The 16,708-nt window shown below is 56.3% G+C and carries 17 protein-coding genes; 11 read left to right on the top strand and 6 right to left on the bottom strand.

What is annotated here, in order from left to right; genetic code table 11:
- Nucleotides 1-17 precede the first annotated feature (17 nt).
- The 3 genes from MY069_RS09150 to MY069_RS09140 form a co-directional block, all read right to left on the bottom strand.
- Nucleotides 18-2,096, bottom strand: coding sequence for a cadherin repeat domain-containing protein (locus MY069_RS09150; protein WP_482793474.1), 2,079 nt, complete (start codon nt 2,094-2,096; stop codon nt 18-20).
- A gap of 396 nt (nt 2,097-2,492) precedes the next feature.
- Nucleotides 2,493-2,912, bottom strand: coding sequence for a VOC family protein (locus tag MY069_RS09145; protein WP_482793473.1), 420 nt, complete (start codon nt 2,910-2,912; stop codon nt 2,493-2,495).
- Nucleotides 2,913-2,982: 70 nt separating this feature from the next.
- The gene (locus MY069_RS09140) at nt 2,983-4,071 is read right to left on the bottom strand and encodes a glutathione S-transferase family protein (protein WP_482793472.1); all 1,089 of its coding nucleotides are present in this window, start codon (nt 4,069-4,071) and stop codon (nt 2,983-2,985) included.
- A gap of 232 nt (nt 4,072-4,303) precedes the next feature.
- Between MY069_RS09140 and MY069_RS09135 the strand changes: the two genes are divergently transcribed.
- From MY069_RS09135 to MY069_RS09100, 8 genes are all read left to right on the top strand, one after another.
- On the top strand, nt 4,304-5,008 hold the full coding sequence (locus tag MY069_RS09135; protein WP_482793471.1) for a MotA/TolQ/ExbB proton channel family protein: 705 nt from the start codon (nt 4,304-4,306) through the stop codon (nt 5,006-5,008).
- On the top strand, nt 5,008-5,451 hold the full coding sequence (locus MY069_RS09130; protein ID WP_482793470.1) for an ExbD/TolR family protein: 444 nt from the start codon (nt 5,008-5,010) through the stop codon (nt 5,449-5,451). Before MY069_RS09135 ends, MY069_RS09130 begins: the two co-directional genes overlap by 1 nt.
- Nucleotides 5,452-5,454: 3 nt before the next feature.
- Complete coding sequence (locus MY069_RS09125) at nt 5,455-6,354, top strand: hypothetical protein (protein WP_482793469.1); 900 nt, start codon at nt 5,455-5,457, stop codon at nt 6,352-6,354.
- 22 nt (nt 6,355-6,376) lie between these two features.
- On the top strand, nt 6,377-7,750 hold the full coding sequence (gene tolB / locus MY069_RS09120; protein ID WP_482793468.1) for a Tol-Pal system beta propeller repeat protein TolB: 1,374 nt from the start codon (nt 6,377-6,379) through the stop codon (nt 7,748-7,750).
- Between the two features lie 135 nt (nt 7,751-7,885).
- Nucleotides 7,886-8,434: a peptidoglycan-associated lipoprotein Pal gene (gene pal, locus MY069_RS09115; protein WP_482793467.1), complete on the top strand. Its 549-nt coding sequence runs from the start codon at nt 7,886-7,888 to the stop codon at nt 8,432-8,434.
- Between the two features lie 108 nt (nt 8,435-8,542).
- Entirely contained in the window at nt 8,543-9,586 is a 1,044-nt protein-coding gene (gene ybgF / locus MY069_RS09110; protein ID WP_482793466.1) for a tol-pal system protein YbgF, read from the top strand.
- The gene (tilS, locus tag MY069_RS09105; protein WP_482793465.1) at nt 9,556-10,740 is read left to right on the top strand and encodes a tRNA lysidine(34) synthetase TilS; all 1,185 of its coding nucleotides are present in this window, start codon (nt 9,556-9,558) and stop codon (nt 10,738-10,740) included. The genes ybgF and tilS overlap by 31 nt, the downstream gene beginning before the upstream one ends.
- A gap of 74 nt (nt 10,741-10,814) precedes the next feature.
- Complete coding sequence (locus MY069_RS09100; RefSeq protein ID WP_482793464.1) at nt 10,815-11,678, top strand: aminotransferase class IV; 864 nt, start codon at nt 10,815-10,817, stop codon at nt 11,676-11,678.
- On the opposite strand, the gene MY069_RS09095 is transcribed toward MY069_RS09100, so the two are convergent.
- Together MY069_RS09095 and MY069_RS09090 are read right to left on the bottom strand one after the other, a co-directional pair.
- Nucleotides 11,673-12,239 carry a hypothetical protein gene (locus MY069_RS09095; protein WP_482793463.1) on the bottom strand — a complete coding sequence of 189 codons (567 nt, stop codon included), beginning with the start codon at nt 12,237-12,239 and terminating at the stop codon, nt 11,673-11,675. The genes MY069_RS09100 and MY069_RS09095 overlap by 6 nt on opposite strands.
- A gap of 39 nt (nt 12,240-12,278) precedes the next feature.
- The gene (locus tag MY069_RS09090; protein ID WP_482793462.1) at nt 12,279-12,563 is read right to left on the bottom strand and encodes a SemiSWEET transporter; all 285 of its coding nucleotides are present in this window, start codon (nt 12,561-12,563) and stop codon (nt 12,279-12,281) included.
- Between the two features lie 171 nt (nt 12,564-12,734).
- On the opposite strand from MY069_RS09090, the gene MY069_RS09085 reads away from it, so the two are divergent.
- Complete coding sequence (locus MY069_RS09085; RefSeq protein WP_482793461.1) at nt 12,735-14,720, top strand: methylmalonyl-CoA mutase family protein; 1,986 nt, start codon at nt 12,735-12,737, stop codon at nt 14,718-14,720.
- Between the two features lie 3 nt (nt 14,721-14,723).
- Here the strand turns inward: MY069_RS09085 and MY069_RS09080 are convergent, their stop codons facing one another.
- Nucleotides 14,724-15,308: a hypothetical protein gene (locus tag MY069_RS09080; protein ID WP_482793460.1), complete on the bottom strand. Its 585-nt coding sequence runs from the start codon at nt 15,306-15,308 to the stop codon at nt 14,724-14,726.
- Nucleotides 15,309-15,448: 140 nt separating this feature from the next.
- Between MY069_RS09080 and gpmA the strand changes: the two genes are divergently transcribed.
- A complete protein-coding gene (gene gpmA, locus MY069_RS09075) occupies nt 15,449-16,162 on the top strand; it encodes a 2,3-diphosphoglycerate-dependent phosphoglycerate mutase (protein ID WP_482793459.1) in 714 nt (237 codons plus the stop codon).
- Nucleotides 16,159-16,602, top strand: coding sequence for a bifunctional diaminohydroxyphosphoribosylaminopyrimidine deaminase/5-amino-6-(5-phosphoribosylamino)uracil reductase RibD (locus MY069_RS09070; RefSeq protein WP_482793458.1), 444 nt, complete (start codon nt 16,159-16,161; stop codon nt 16,600-16,602). The genes gpmA and MY069_RS09070 overlap by 4 nt, the downstream gene beginning before the upstream one ends.
- The last annotated feature ends 106 nt before the right edge of the window (nt 16,603-16,708 follow it).

Here is a 16,708-nt window from a genome sequence, read left to right as displayed (position 1 = left end):
GCCGTCCGCCCCCCCCTTCAGTCAAACGCGTCGCGCAGGTCGAGGGGCGCGGTGGTGCCATGGGCGGCGGCGATTCGGCGGCTTGCGATGAGGTACTCGCCTGACGGGACCGAACCTCGAAAATAGGAGACAAGCAGTTCTGGCAGACCATCTCCATCAACATCCTCAAGCAAACTCACTTGCGACTCGCGAAAGCGCTCATAGGTCAGCATTTCGGGCAGAAGAATTTCCGCCGCTTCAGCGGGGATCGGATCATCAATTGTAAACTGAGAAAGATCTTGAGCGATTAAGCTGCCCGGCCAGATGATGAGTGTGTGCTCAGAAACCGTCACCGCATCGTCCCGCAGGTCACCATCAAGATCGCCAACGATTTTAAGCCCGCGCAAGCGCTCTTTCTTTTCAACCAGGGGCGATAAGAAAACGCTGGGGAGCATAGTGTACTCGAGCTTGACGAGCGCGTTGCCGGCGGCTTGCAAATCCGCGCCAAAAAGGACCGCGGTTCCATCGCCGCTGAGCCGCGTAGGGTCATTAAATTCGATTGCATAGTCGTGAGAGAACACAGAGAAAACGACTTCGTTCAACCCATCACCATCCAGGTCTCCGTTTGGGTCGATTCCCGTGAAATTTCCGAATTGAGAGATTTTGATGAGATCCGGAAATTCGAGCTCATCTAATTTCACTTGGCCATCTGGATCGGTGAAAATAGCTGCCCCGGAGACAATTGAATAGTCTGGACCAAACGTGCTAAACTCAATAATCGGATGTTCTCGTGGCACCGAATCCCCGATGAAAAAATCATCCCAACCATCGCCAGTGACGTCGCCTACACTGCCGAACGCTATATTGGTGGCTCCATAATCGTCTGTTACCTGTTCGACGTCGAGAAACACCACTTCTCCAGATTGCGGCGTAGCGCTTTGCATGTCGAACATTCCAGACTCGCCAAGAACCGGTCCGCGACTGCCAGAGACAAAGATAAAGTCGGCAAAGTCGGACCTAAGCGCCCTCGTATAGACAATATCCGTGGCGCCATCGCCATTAAAATCGCCCGAGATATTGGTCGCCAGCTGCACTGGCCGATTCAGTCTTTGTGGGTCGTTTTCCAACCCCTGGCATTCCATCGTATTTGGATCGATGAAAGAGTTTGCCGCGCCACCTAGGCGAAAGGTGTTTTCTGATTCTCGCTTCATAATTGCAGGCGGAGACAGGGTTGCGAGGTCCAGTGGGTTGGGCAGCGCGCTAAAATTTGTTACATTGAGCCCGACCAGGGCGGTGAACGAGGTGTCATTTGCAAACCGATCAAGGCACCATTCTACGGGCGTATGCGATAGCGCTAAATAGTGCTCACCCAAGCGATTTCGCCCGACAAAGACGGTTTGGGGCGCGATCGTATTGCTCGAACCAATGCCCTGGCCGTCTAAGTCATAATCGACGCCGGGCTCTACCGTGAGGGTGAGCGCGATATCTCCCATCCGCAGCCGCGCATGGGTTTCAGAGAGCATGGTTGAAACAGGAGCGATATAAGCGACATCCGCGCTGCGATTCATAAGTTTGTTCGTCCCCCAGGCGATCGCGCCTGCATCCCCGAAATCTGAGGGTTGGATGACGGCGCGGTGATTCACGTCGTTCGCATACTCAATTTCAATCAGGCCATCGCGCGGAACGTCGTCCACCGCGAGCGTGATCTCCTCGCTTGCCGTCCCGCCATTGCCGTCATCGACCATAACCGTGAACGAGTAGCGATTGTCTTGATCTGTATCGCTGGGGGTTTCGAAGTCGAGCGGCGTAGCAACGACCAGCTCGCCCGCCTCGGTCACCTGAAACGCGCCCGCATCTGGACCGGTGACCGAAAAACTCAAAGTGTCATCATCTGGGTCGGCGGCACTTATAGTCGCAATCAGCAATGCGGTCTCGGGGATAGATGCGGGCGCATTGACGGCCAGCGTGGGGGCTTCGTTTGGGGGTGGTGGAGGCGGCGGAGGCGAGGGTGGATTGGACGCCGTCGACGGTGCAGCCGTTCCAGACGATGAACCACCTCCACAGGCGGCGAGCGCAAGGCAAGATAAGATGAGTACTGGTGTAAGATTTCTCTTCATTCCTGTTCTCCCAGAATAAGAAGAACCTAAATGAAAAATGGATACAAATTAAAAGAATAGAAGACTTGAATATAGAAACACTGGGATAATAATTATACAGAATACCCTAGTTGAAATCTGATCCATGATGGTTTCGGGTTTTGCTAAAGGGCACCGCGCGCCTCATCCTGAGCGAAGTCGAAGGACGAGGCGTGTCGACCTAGAAGCCCCGCCCTTTATCCTTCGACTTCACTCAGGATGAGGGCGTTTGGGGTTAGCCCACCCGTCGACCCCAGCGGAGGCTGGGGTCCACGGACAAATTTGTGCCACCAGCTCAAGGGGTCGTTGCGGGCCGTGGATACCTGCCTTCGCAGGTATCGGCGGAAGTGGGGAAACACGGCGAGCTAGTTCAACCCGCTAAACCTCAGGCCACAGCATTTCAGGGTGTTTCATCGTTTTGATCTCGAGCACATTTTGGTTCGGATCGGCGATGAAGAAGGTTTCTTGCTCATACTTGTCGCCTTTGAAGCGGCGATAAGGGTCGTCGATATAGGTTAGGCCCGCCGCAGCGATCCGGTCTTTAAGCGCGTCAAAATCGTCTTGAGTGAGGTGAATGCCGAAATGTGGCACCAAAACCGCGCCCATATCGACATCATGGCGGACCGTAGGCAGGCGTTCTTCGCTCTGGTGCAGCGTCAACTCATTGCCCCAGAAATTGACATCGACCCAGCGCCCCTCCTCGCGATTGCCGAGCTCGCAGCCAAGGACATCGGTATAGAATTTCACAGTGGTCGAGAGATCGCCTGCAGGGATGGCGAGATGAAGGACGGCCGACATGTTTATGCCCCCAATTGTTTCGTTTGCAACTAATTAGCCTACGATTGGGGGCAAAGGAAGGTGAATTTGCTTACGCAAGTGCCAATTTATAGTTTCGGCGTGTCAGACGGGGATTGATGCGCAGCGTCTTAAACGCCGATGCGTCAATCGCGTCTAAAAATGAGTCCGCCCGCTTTTTGTCAGACGGCAGCATCATCAAATACACGTCCAATGCGTCTTGCAGGCGGAGCAGCGAAAACGTCCGAGCGGCGATCATCCCGCTATGCCCGCCCGTGGTGAACGGGATCATGCCCATGCCGCGCGGCACCTCGGATTTTGGCTCGGCGGTGCGAGCCCATTCGGTGAACAGCTCATTGGTCTTGGAGAGGACCGGCAAGTGTTCCCCGAGCGCAACTTTAAGAATCGGCAATAGCGTGGCCGGCAAATCGTCTTGCGGCACCAACTCGCCAGTCTTGCCGTCGCCGGCGATGACCCGTTCGACATAGTCCGCCACTTTCGGCGCAGTGCGTTTCATATGTTCGCCGGTGAATTTGTCTCTGTATTGGTGGGCGTAGAGCGGCCCGATCATCGCAAAATCGGCATAACTCGCTCGCGTGCCGAGCATATATGGGAGCGTCTCTAAATGCGCGGATAGATCGACGAGGAATTGTTCATAGGCTTTCTCGACCCCGGGGATCGTCTCTGGCGTGATCCCGAGCATGGGAACAAAGGAGCGGAAGCGCTGACCAACGGCTTTGCCCGCTTCATACTGTTCCTCAGGCGTGGCGTTGGGAGCGGCGCTTTTGCCAAACTCGCCATAGATCCATTCTTCATTGTGATTCCAGCGATAATGCATGGCCGGCAGGGTCATCCATTCATCTGCGAACAGTTGCAGCAGGAATGTCACCATGCGCTGTAGCGGGGTTTCCGGTATTGCCTTGGGGTCAGAACTCTTGGCTTCGAAATGCGCGATGATATCAGCTGTGTCTTGGACGTATTCGCCCTCCGGCGTTTTCAAAACCGGGATCACTGGCCAGCCAATATTGGCGATGATTTCCGATTTCATCACGTCTGGGGTTGGAGCAATTTCGTCAAACGCAATCCCGCGCCAGCGCAGATAGGCGCGCGCTTTTCCGGTGAAATAGCTCATCTCGCTGCCAAGCAACGTATTCTTGGTCACTTTGGTGTCTCCTCCGCCGGTTTTGGCGTCATCTTAAGGACCAAAAAAAACCAGTTCCCGCAACTAACAAGTTTCCCAGAATCGAGATTTCGTTAACCCAATCGCGGCATGCCGATGAACATTGCAGATAAGACAGCGGCGCGTCACGTTTCCGCCCGATTCTCCGCAGATAGAAACACGAGCTTTTCAAAAGGCGGCGCTGACCGCCAATCAGAAGGATTGAGAGACGCGTATGGAGTCACAAGCGCTAGGCGACGTTCACGCCCAAGGGGCCTTTTCCATGTTCGAATTGATCATGGCGGCGGACCCGGTGGTTAAAGCCGTTCTGATCGCCTTGATCATTGCCAGTATCTGGTCATGGGCCGTCACCGCCGAGAAATTCTTTGCGATTGGTGGCGCCCGAAAAAAGGCAAATGAGTTTGAAGACGCGTTCTGGAACGGTCGCGCAGACGATTATGAAATGCGACCAGGGCAAACGCCTGACAATGCTGGCGCCCGCTTATTTGCGGCGATTTCACGCGAATGGCGCGATGCCAAAAGTGTGTCTCCGAACGAGCATGGCGCATTGGTCGCGCGGGCCGAACGGTCTTTGCGGGCGACGGTTGATCGCGAAGTCGGCTCTGTCTCGAATGGGATCGGCGCGCTCGCGACGATCGGGTCCTCGTCGGTCTATATCGGTCTGTTCGGGACCGTTTGGGGCATTATGAACGCGTTCTTGAACATCAGCGCCCAAGAAGACACGAGCCTTGCCGTCGTTGGCGGTCCGATTGCCGAAGCGCTGTTTGCCACGGGTCTTGGCTTGATCGCCGCGATCCCGGCTGTGATTTTTTACAATAAGTTTTCTGGCGACTTGAACCGCTATGCCGATACGCTCGATGCATTCAGTCAGGATCTACTTGTGCGTCTGTCGCGCCGTGCCAGCGATGGGCCTGTCTAATGGCGGCGCCTATTAGATCCGGCGGCAGTCGCGGACGGCGGTCGTTCAATGCCGAAATTAACGTCACCCCTATGGTCGACGTGATGCTGGTTCTATTGATCATCTTCATGATCACAGCGACCGCATTGCAGCGCGGTGTTGAGGTCAACCTGCCGCAAGCCGCAACCAGCAGTCTCTCCGTTCCCAAAACAACGCCTCTGCTCGTGACGGTTACCGCGGACGCAAAAGTCTATCTCTCAGAAACCGAGATCGAGGTCGGCGAGCTGACGGCAAAACTCCTCGCGATTGCTGAAGAAGGTTATGAAGAGCGTATCTTCCTGCAAGGTGATACCGATGCCGCTTATGGCGCTGTGCTGGGCGTGATGACGCAGATGAAAAATGCAGGCTTCACAAATATCGCCTTGGTGACCGACCCGAAAGCGCGTGCGGAGCGCGAGGGCTAAGAGATGTTGCGCGGCTTGCCTGCTTCAATCATTGCCCACGCTGCGATTTTCGGAGCGTCCTATGTGACGTTTCCTTATTGGGGCGTGTCGAGCCGCGCCTATGTGGTTGAGGCGGTGGATGTCAATTTTGCTGAGCTTGGCGAGATTACCAATATCGCGCCGCTGATTGAGCAAGAAACCGAAGAGCCAGAGGAAGCCGCCCCAGAAGAGCCCGAGGAAGTTATTCCTGAGGAGCCCGTTGAAGAGGAACTTCCAGAGGCCGAACAAGACGTTTCAAATGAAACCCCTGAACCGGTGGAAGAAACGCCGGAAGAGGTTTTGCCTGATTTTGAGCAGGATCCGCCTGAAGAGCCGGAAGACACGCCCGAACCGGAACCTGAGCCAGAACCTGAGCGCGATATCGCGCCCAAGCCACCCAAAGATCCGCTCGCAGACTTCCTCAATCAGAGCGAAACAACTTTTAAGAGCGAGATCGAAACTCGGCGCGAGCGCCCTGAGCCTAAACCTGTTCCCAAGGAAGTGCCTCAAACCGCTCTGAAAGACGCGCCGAAACCGGCTGAAACACGCAACCGGCGCGGGTCCGGTGAGCGCAATGGAAATACGGCGCGACTAGAAGCGCTAATCGGCTCGCGGATCCGCAATGAATGCTGGGCTGGGGTCGACGATTTGCCGAACCCTGAACGTTACAATGTTCAGATGAAAGTGTTTCTGAACGAAAACGGCACGGTTGCAGATTTGGAAGTGATCGACCCTAAGGGCCGGCAAAGCTCGTATATGGGCGTGGCTGTCGATCGGGCGACGCGCGCCGTCGGCAAATGCGCCCCGTTTAAGCTGCCAGCTGATGATTATGAAATTTGGAAAGAAATCGATGTCTATCTAGGGCTAGGTTATGCCAGTAGGTGAGTCGGAAACCAGGAGTTATGCAATGCTGAAACGACTAATATGTGCTGCTTTTGTAGGGCTTCTAGGGACCTGGTCGATGGCTATGGCGCAATTGGAAGTCGTGGTTGATCGCGCCGATCTAAAACCAGTTCCGCTCGCCGTCCCCAATTTTGAAGCGATCGGCGTTGCACCTGAAACCGCGCAATTGATCAGCGATGTGATCCGCTCTGACTTGGAATCGACCGGCCTGTTCACGATCACGCCGGAAGAAGCCTATATCCAAACTGACCTGAACATTGAGGTCGCGCCGCGCTTTGCCGATTGGAAAATTATTCAAACCGATGCGTTGGTCGTTGGGACGGTCGAGCAAATTACGCGCGACGGTAATGATCTCATTCGCGGGTCGGTCCGGATGTGGGATGTCTATGGCGAAGAGCTGATGCGGTTTGAAGATTCTGCGGGGCGCCAAGTTTCGGGTCGCCGGTTCACCACGACCCCCGAAGATGCTCGCCGGATTGCCCACAAAATTGCAGATGCGATCTATACTCGCCTGACCGGTGAGGATGGATATTTCGATACGCGGATCGTGTATATTGCGGAGACGGGCCCGAAAAACGCCCGCATCAAACGCCTCGCGATTATGGATGCCGACGGCGCGAATGTTAAATATCTCACCAGCGGTGCGTTCACGGTGCTCACGCCGCGCTTCTCGCCGGAAGCTCAGCAGATCACTTACATGTCCGATGAGGGCGGTATTCCGCGCGTCTATCTCTACGATTTACGCCGCGCGCGCCAAGAAGTGCTGGGCAATTTCCGCAGCATGACATTTGCGCCTCGCTTCTCGCGAGACGGCAATTCGGTACTCCTGACGCAAGCCACGAATGGCAATTCAGATGTCTACATTATGGATCTGCAAACGCGCCAGAGCCGCCGTCTGACAGACCATCCAGCGATTGATACATCGCCCTCTATGTCGCCTGATGGCCGCCAGATTGTGTTCAATTCAGATCGCGGCGGCAGCCCGCAGCTCTACATCATGAACACAGACGGATCACCACGCACTTGCCCATCCGGTGGCCGCGATGTCGCGTGCCGGATCACATTCGGGACAGGGCGCTACTCCACACCTGTTTGGAGCCCGCGCGGCGACTTGATCGCATTCACAAAACAAACCCGTGGCCGCTTTCATATTGGCGTGATTGGAATTGATGGCCGCGGCGAGCGTCTGTTGAGCGAATCCTATTTGGATGAAGGTCCAGATTGGTCGCCAAATGGGCGGGTTATCACATTCTTCCGCGAAGCTTTTCCGGGCGCATCACCGACCCTGTGGTCTGTCGACCTAACCGGCCGCAATCTTCGTCCGCTTCCGACGCCCACAGATGCTTCAGACCCGGCCTGGTCGCCGCTGCTCGAATAGGCTATGAGAATCGCGAAGATTCTGAAATCTCAGTAATCTTCCCAAAAACAGAAAAATTGGCGTATACGGTGACACGAAGTTGACAAATATCACGCCTAATGCACGTGGTGTGCGCGTAAGCAAGGAGAGACCTATATGCGTAAGCTTATGATGACATCTGCATCCATCGCCGTTTTTATCGGTGTAGCAGCATGTTCTTCCACCCCTGAACCAGAACCGGTAGTTGTGGACGAGCCCGAAGAAGTCGTGGTCGTTGAAGAACCAGAAGTCGTCGAAACTGAGACTTTGCCACCGGTCCCAACCGGCCCTGTCAAAGGTTCGCTCGAAGATTTTCAAGTAAACGTAGGCAATCGCGTCTATTTCGACCTGGACCAGTATCGCCTTGGCTCCGACGCTCAAGCCATCTTGCAGCGTCAAGCGGCTTGGCTGGCATCTTATCCGAACGTGAACATCCTTGTTGCAGGTAACTGCGATGAGCGTGGCACACGCGAATATAACTTGGCACTCGGTGAGCGCCGCGCGTCAGTGGTCAAGAACTATCTCGTTGACCTCGGTGTTGATCCTGCGCGGATCCAAACCGTTTCTTACGGCAAAGAGCGCCCAATCGCGCTTGGCTCAAACGATGACGCTTGGGCACAGAACCGTAACGGGTTCACACAGCTGATTTCAGGCGCAGTCGGCTAAGCCAACTGCAATTAACGAAATTGAATTGGCCGGGCGTCACATTTTGGCCCCGGCCTTTTCATATCTGAAACGCATTGACTTAAATCGCTGAAGTGGAGCCCGTCTGAAATGCTGCGTAATTCTCTGGTTTCGATCCTGACATTCACAGCACTGGCGATGACGCCTTCGAGTGAGGCCCAAAGGCAGCCTGCTCAAATTATCCAAGGCGCCATAAGCGGTGAGCTTGCTGCTACGGTTGAAGATTTGCGGGTCAGCAACGCGCAATTGCGAGCGCGGATGACAGGAATTGAGTCCGACAAAGCTCAGCTCACCGGAAAAGTGGAAACGCTGCAATTCCAATTGTCGGAAAGCCGCAGTCAGATTGATCGCATGCAAGGTGACGACGCTGAACTCCAACGCTTGATTACCCGTCTCGAAGCGCGGCTATCCGAGCAAGAAGAGACGATTGCCGATCTCAACCGCCAAATTGTTGCGCTGCGCCCCGAGCCAGCCTTCTTGTCCTCCGATGCAGGATCGCTTGGTGGTCAGGACGAGTCAGAGATTGTCTCGACTATGTCTGCGCCTGAGGCGCAATCTATCGAATCTAATACAGGTCCCACGCGGATTATCCGTCGCGTCGAAGGGGATTTAGACGAACAGGCTGGCGATGCGATCACGCAGCTTGGCCCAAATGGGCAGCCAATGCCGCAAGGCTCGCTTGGAACGCTCTCTGCGAGCGCGCTTCCCGGCGATGCTGGAGAACTTTTTGCCGAAGCGAAATCGCGGCTATTACAGTTCGACTATTCTGGTGCGGAGGCTGCGTTCCGGGCATTTCTAACCCAGTTTGGCGATGATCCGCAGGCCGGCGAGGCGCAATATTGGCTTGCCGAAGTCCTCTACCAACAAGAAGCTTTCCCAGAATCGGGGGCGGCGTACACTGACATGATCCGGTCGTATCCGGATGATCCACGCGCGCCTGAAGCGCTGGCAAAACTGGCGCGTTCGATGCGTCTGGTCGGCGACACCGCTCAGGCTTGTAATGCTCTCGATCTGCTGCCGCAGCGCTATCCAAACGCATCCGGCGTGACCAAAAACCTGGCCGCGGGCGAACGCGTGCGGTCTGGTTGCGATAGTCAGGCTAGGTGCGGTTCGGCGCTGATTTTGACGCTCTGATCGAGCGATTTAGCCCCGACAATTCTCGACCTATTGCGATTGCCGTCTCGGGCGGTAGCGACTCGATCGCGCTGCTCTGTCTCGCTGATGATTGGGCGCGGCGCGCGGGCCGAAAACTGATTGCGCTGACGGTCGATCATCAGCTGCGCCCCGAAGCCAAAACAGAAGCCGCGTGGGTCGCACGTGTCTGCGCAGGCCTCGGTCACCCCCATAAGACACTCAAATGGACCGCGCCCCGGCCAAGCCAAGCCGCCGCAAGACTAGCGCGATACGAGCTCTTAGCGCAGACCGCCCGAGCGTATGGAGCGAGCTGCTTGCTCGCAGGGCACACATTCGACGATGTCGTCGAAACGGCCATGATCCGTCGTCGCCGCGGCATTCGTGATGCGACGATTGCTGGGCCAGTCCTCGCCGCACCACTTCCGGTCTGGCCGAGTGGTCGGTCTGTGACTTTGCTTCGCCCTCTAATTCAGACGACGCGATCCGATCTGCAAACTTTCCTAAAGACCCGTCACCAAGGGTGGGTCGATGATCCGGCCAATGCCAATCCGGCCTATGAACGGGTGCGCGTGCGTCAGTTCTTTTCCCGGCATCCTCGCCTGGCGGCGCTCGCGAAAGCGTTCGTCCGGGAGCAGCAAAACCGGCGCGCAGCACAACAACATGCGCTCGCGGAGGAAATGGCGCGGGTGACGGTCGATCCGAGCGGTTTGATCGACACGGGCGCCGCTAAGATCTCCCCTACCCTCCTACGGCTGCTGATCCGGTGCGCGAGCGGGTCAGCGCACGACGCGCGAGATGGGGCGGTTCGTGATCTGATCACTGCGTTGTCGGCCCCTGGGCAGCGTCAAACGCTGGGCGGCGCGTGGGTGCAGCGTACAAAAACGGGCTTCCTGATCGGGCGCGATCCGGCGCACGACGCGGGCGCAGAGGATACAGATCTTTTTGATGGCCGGTTTGAACGAGACCCGGCGGAAACCCAACCCCCTTCGAAGGATCTTCCATTTTTGGTGCGCCAATCCGCTCCGCCCGGGCCGAATTGGCGCGAAATCATCTCCGAGCGCTTGGTCCACCTTATTACTTGTTACCAAACGCCTTTTTTGGAGTCGGTCCAACGCGCCCTGGAACATGAAAAGCAGCTGGTGGATCTTCAATAAAAGATCTGGAAACCGACTCGATTTATACGCCCAGAAAGACGCGAAAAGCGCAGACCAATAAGGAAGAATGGGTCATGTCTGAGACCGATTGGGTGTATCTAAATGGTGAGTTTCTGCCTGCGCGAGACGCGCAGATTTCACCTTTTGATCGAGGTTTTCTGTTTGCTCAGTCGGTCTATGAAGTTACGTCTGTGTTCAATGGCAATCTGATCGATTTCGAGCCGCATATGGCGCGCCTCGCTCGATCGCTTCAAGGCGTAGAGATCGAAATGCCAGCGCTCGATCTTGCCGAATTGCATCGCGATTTGATCGACCGCAATCAGGTACAGGAAGGCCTGATCTATCTCCAAGTCTCAGCTGGAACGCATGGTCCGCGCGATTTTTATGGACCTGAAACGCTGACGCCGTCAGTGTTCATGTTTGCCGCCCATCGGAAACTGATAGGCGATGTCGCCCGCGATGGGCTTACCGCGATCTCGCAAGCCGACACACGCTGGCTCCGGCGCGACTACAAAACCACACAATTGGTGTCGCAATCGCTGGCCTATCGCGCGGCGCGGCGGGCCGGAGCAACGACTGCGATCCTGCATGAGGATGGCATCGTGACGGAAGCGGCCTCTGCCAATCTTTGGATCATCTCATCGTCCGGCGCGCTGGTGACGCGGAACCTGTCAACGGCACTTTTGCCAGGCATCACCCGCGCGCGTGTGAAAGCGCTGTTCGGCGACATCGAGATCGAAGAGCGCGCGTTTTCGCTGGACGAGGTTTGGGCAGCCAAGGAAGCCTTCACCAGTTCAACCGGGGCGATGATCGCGCCCCTCCTAGCGCTCGACGGTAAGCCAATTGGAACGGGCGCTCCAGGACCAATGACGCGCAAGGTCCAAGCCGCCTATTACGGGTATATTGGCGCCGATGTCAGCGCGATCGACTGGTTATGATTTCGGCTCGTCTGGGTCGATAATCTCGCCTTCAAATGTGAACCCGTCCCCATCATTGGTCGCGTCATCGGCCGGATCATTTGATTGCATTTGCGAGAACATATCTTGCATCTGATCCATCATACCCGCCATTTGATTGACCCCGATCCGCGCACCTAGGCTCGCGCCAATGATCGCCACAATGGCTGGGAGAACGAGATATCCAAGATCTGCCATTTGAATTTGAGGTTGGAATTCGGTGGCTTGGAACAGCGCCGCGACCAAAGCTGCAATGCCGAAGGCGAACCCATATCCAACCACACCGATTGCAAGGCGCCGCACCGACCCGCGATAAGGCGAGGGTTTCACTTCTGGCGCATCTGGGGAAAGCGCTGACTTGAGATCAAAGCTTGGAAACGGACTGACCATGCGAATGATGATCGTCGTGGCGGTTGCGGCGAGTGCCAGCAATGGAATGACCATGATGCTTCGATTCATGGCGCCAGCGGCCATGGCTGCGGTCACAAAAGCGATGGGGCCCGCAAGCCGAAGGAGCAATGGAAGAAGCAGTGTCGTTGGCATAGCGCGCCTTAAAGTAGCCCGGCCCCATGCCTAGCCCGATCAGACCTGCGCTGGCAACGGGGCTGCTGGTGTGATCAGCACGGCACGGACCTTAAGGCTCAATATCGTCGCAGCCAGCGCCAATGTGATCGCATTGGCTAGAATGATCGGCAAAGCACCCACCATAAAGCCATAGACGAGCCAACCTGCCACGCCGGCTGTAAACAGGGCATACATGCAGAGCGATATGCCATCTGTCTTGCCAGTCCGAAGCACCATTAAGGTTTGCGGTAAGAATGAAATGGTCGTCAGGATGGCGGCGACCAAGCCGATCATATCTGTCATATTCTACAGCTCCGAGTGAGCGCGCCATTTAGGGGATATGATCGAGGCTGACATCGCATAACAGCACACCGCAGACATGCGCCATTGCATAACATGCTTCGCGCGCCGGAAAGCTTGCGGTCAGGGCAAGCTTCCCGCATCCTGTCCCTCTATCGAGAAACGGAGACGGTCTTGCCAGACACCGCCTATCAGCACGCGCCGGACCGGCCCTGGATCTTCCGGACCTATGCGGGCCATTCCACCGCAGAAAAGTCCAATGCGCTCTATCGGTCAAACTTGTCAAAGGGACAAACGGGCCTCTCGATCGCATTCGATCTGCCGACTCAAACCGCTTATGATGGCGATCATATCTTGGCGCGCGGTGAAGTTGGCAAAGTCGGCGTCCCGGTCGGTCATCTTGGCGATATGCGCACTTTGTTCGATGCCTTGCCGCTCGAAGAAATGAACACGTCGATGACAATCAACGCGCCAGCGGCTTGGCTGCTCGCGCTTTACATCGCCCTCGCTGATGAGCGAGGCGACGATCGGCAAAAGCTGCGCGGCACTACGCAGAACGATATTATCAAAGAATATCTCTCACGCGGGACCTATGTGTTCCCGCCCAAGCCCAGCATGCGTTTGATCAGTGATATGATCAGCTGGTGCTATACCGAGGTCCCGAAATGGAACCCAATGAATGTCTGCTCGTATCACTTACAAGAAGCGGGCGCGACACCTGAGCAAGAGCTCGCTTATGCGCTGGCCACGGCGTGCGCTGTCTTGGACGCGGTCCGCGACGGCGGGCAGGTGCCAGAAGCCGATTTCCCGACCGTGTTTGGACGCCTCTCTTTCTTTGTGAATGCAGGCGTGCGCTTCGTGACCGAGCTTTGTAAAATGCGCGCCTTTGTCGATCTATGGGAAGAAATTGGCCGTGAGCGTTATGGCGTGACGGATGAAAAAGCGCTGCGCTTTCGCTATGGGGTTCAGGTCAATTCGCTGGGCTTAACGGAGCCGCAGCCTGAGAACAATGTCTATCGGATTTTGATTGAGGCATTGGCGGTCACGCTGTCCAAACGTGCCCGGTGCCGCGCTTTGCAATTGCCGGCTTGGAATGAAGCGCTGGGCTTGCCCCGGCCCTGGGATCAGCAATGGTCGCTGCGGATGCAGCAAATCCTCGCTTTCGAAACAGACCTTCTGGAATATGAAGATCTGTTCGATGGCAGCCATGTGATCGAGGGCAAAACCTCCGCCTTAAAAGCGCAAGCGCGGGCGGAACTGGCCAATATCGACGCGATGGGCGGGGCGGTCGACGCGGTTGGTTATATGAAAGAAAGCTTAGTTGGCGCGCACATTGAACGGGTCAAAGGGATTGAAAGCGGCAGCCTACAAGTGATTGGGGTGAACGCCTTTACCCAGTCCGAAGAGAGTCCGCTCGGCGCGGGCAATGAAGCGATCCAGACTGTCGATCCGATGGTCGAGCGGCAGCAAATCGATGCGTTGAACAAATGGCGGGTTGGGCGAGACAATGGAGCGGTCGAGCAAGCGCTATCAGATCTCCTCGCCGCAGCCACTTCCGGCGCGAATATTATGGAGCCGAGCATCGCGGCAGCAAAGGCAGGCGTCACAACCGGCGAATGGGGCGCAACTCTGCGCCAGGTGTTTGGCGAGTTTCGCGGGCCGACGGGCGTCAGTGTCGTCATTGATACGGGCGGAGATGAGAATATCGAAGCCACCAAAGCGCGCGTCGAAGCAGTTTCAGAGCGACTCGGTCGAGACCTCACTTATGTGCTCGGCAAGCCGGGCCTGGATGGTCACTCTAACGGGGCGGAACAAATCGCGGCGCGGGCACGCGCGTGCGGGATGCAAGTCGTCTATGAAGGTATTCGGTTCACGCCGTCCGAAATCGTTGCGCAGGCCGCAGAAGCGAACGCGCATGTCATTGGCCTGTCCATCCTGTCTGGCAGCCATCTCGACTTAGTGCGGGAAACGCTCGCTGAGATGCAGAAGCAAGGCCTGGAGGCCGTTCCGCTCGTCGTCGGCGGCATTGTTCCGTTTGAGGATGAGCAGGCGCTCCGACAAATGGGTGTTCGCGGGGTTTACACGCCGAAAGACTTCAAGATCACCGAAATCATGGATGATGTTGTCGATGTGGTCGAAACTGCCTGGCTCAATGCTTAGTAGCTACCACTGCCCGAGCCGACGGAACCGGATTTCACTTAGCTCGATGCCGCGCGTCTTGTCCGGAACAACCGGACGGACAGAAAGATAGTCGAGCGCCACGCTATTCTCGAGCAGTTTGCGCGGAATATCGACTTCGGCGGTATAAGTGTCCCAGTCCGGTTTGAGGTCAAATTTGATCCAGCCTGTGTCGCCAGCTTTGCCGGTGGAATAATTGAACTCGAACGCCTCCGCCCCAGCGCCAGCGGCGGGTTTTACGGTCAGAGAGATTCGCAATTTGTGGCCGGCATAGACGTTCTCCAGGTCAGGACCGAGCCGGAAATGCGCATTGCGTTGGACATCGGCATCATTCGCGTTTTCCTCGGCGCGGATGGTCAGCACATCATCTTCGAGGTTCAAGTCATAGCCTTCAAAGCCATCCATCCGGCACAGGTCCCGGCCTTTAAGAATGATCAGGCTATAATCAGCTGGGCCGTCGGCACCGCCAAAGGGGCCGCATTTAGGACGCTGCCAGCCGAGATAAAGAGAGGCCGTCACCATGGCCGCGACGATCGCTGCTATGATCGGATAAAATACGTAATCTCTCAAACCATTGTGTCCTGTGGCAAGGTGATTGCTTGGTAGGCTAGCATTCCTGCGTACGCTCTGATAGCAACGCGCTCGACGAAACGCGACCCACATTCTGGTGTCAGTCGCAGCCCTTACGACTTTGCAATGAAAGACGCCCTATGCCGAAGCTCATTCTCACCCGACACGGCCAAAGCCAATGGAACCTCGAAAACCGGTTTACCGGCTGGTGGGATGCCGACCTAACGGAAAAGGGTGTTGCCGAGGCCAAAAAGGGCGGTGAGCTGATCAAAGCCGAAGGCCTCACCCCGACCTTTGCCTTTACCAGTTACCAAACCCGCGCCATTCGGACTTTGTGGCTCGGCTTAGCGGCCATGGACCGGGCTTGGATCCCTGTTGAGAAACATTGGCGCCTGAACGAGCGCCATTATGGCGGCCTGACCGGGCTCGATAAAGCAGAGACGGCTGAAAAACACGGCAAAGACCAAGTCCATATATGGCGCCGCTCTTATGATATCCCGCCGCCGCCGCTGGAGGCTGACAGCCCTTATAATTTGGCGTCCGATGCGCGCTATGAAGGTGTGCCAGTACCTGATGCTGAGAGTCTCAAACTAACACTCGAACGCGTCTTGCCCTATTGGGACAGCGCCATTCGACCGGTGCTGGAAAGCGGCAAAGACACAATCATCTCGGCGCATGGGAATTCGTTGCGCGCTTTGGTCAAACACTTGTTCAAAGTCGCGGACGAGACGATTACGGGTTTAGAAATTCCGACCGGAAATCCATTGCTCATCGATCTCAATGAGGCGCTGCTGCCGACTGCAGCGCGGTATCTCGATACAGAGCGTGCCCGCGATTTGCCGGAGCTGCCATGAGCGCTCATGCCCTGCATATGAAGCGAGCCGTAGAACTCGCAGCCTTTCAAGCGGGGCGGACAGGGAAAAATCCGAGCGTTGGATGCGTCATCTTAGATCGCGACGGGCATAGACTGAGTGAAGCGGCCACCGGCGATGGGGGACGCCCGCATGCCGAACAGCTTGCCTTGGTGAACCTGCCTGTTGGTGCGGCGGTTGGCGGCACAGCCTATGTCACGTTAGAGCCATGTCGGCAGCGATCGACGCAAGAATCCTCGTGTTCTCAACGTCTTGTGGAAGCGGGACTTGCGCGCGTTGTGATCGCGACGCGCGATCCACACCCGCTTGGCAATGGCGGGTTTGAGCGCCTTCGCGAAGCGGGAATCCAGCTCGATCTTGGCGTTTTGCAAGCAGAGGCAGACGCGTTTTACGCCGAATTCTTTGCCAGTGTTGCCTCCTGAAGGCCGTGTCTGGCCCACCACAACACAATTGTAAGTTCGCACAATCCTGACAAAACTGACTTGACCTTAACCTTTGTGGTGTCAGCTTCATTTCAGTACGGTGAGT

The organism is Hyphomonas sp. ske169 (assembly GCF_056850855.1).
The sequence above is the reverse complement of the archived record's forward strand: the minus strand, read 5'-3'. Positions and strand labels throughout refer to the sequence as shown.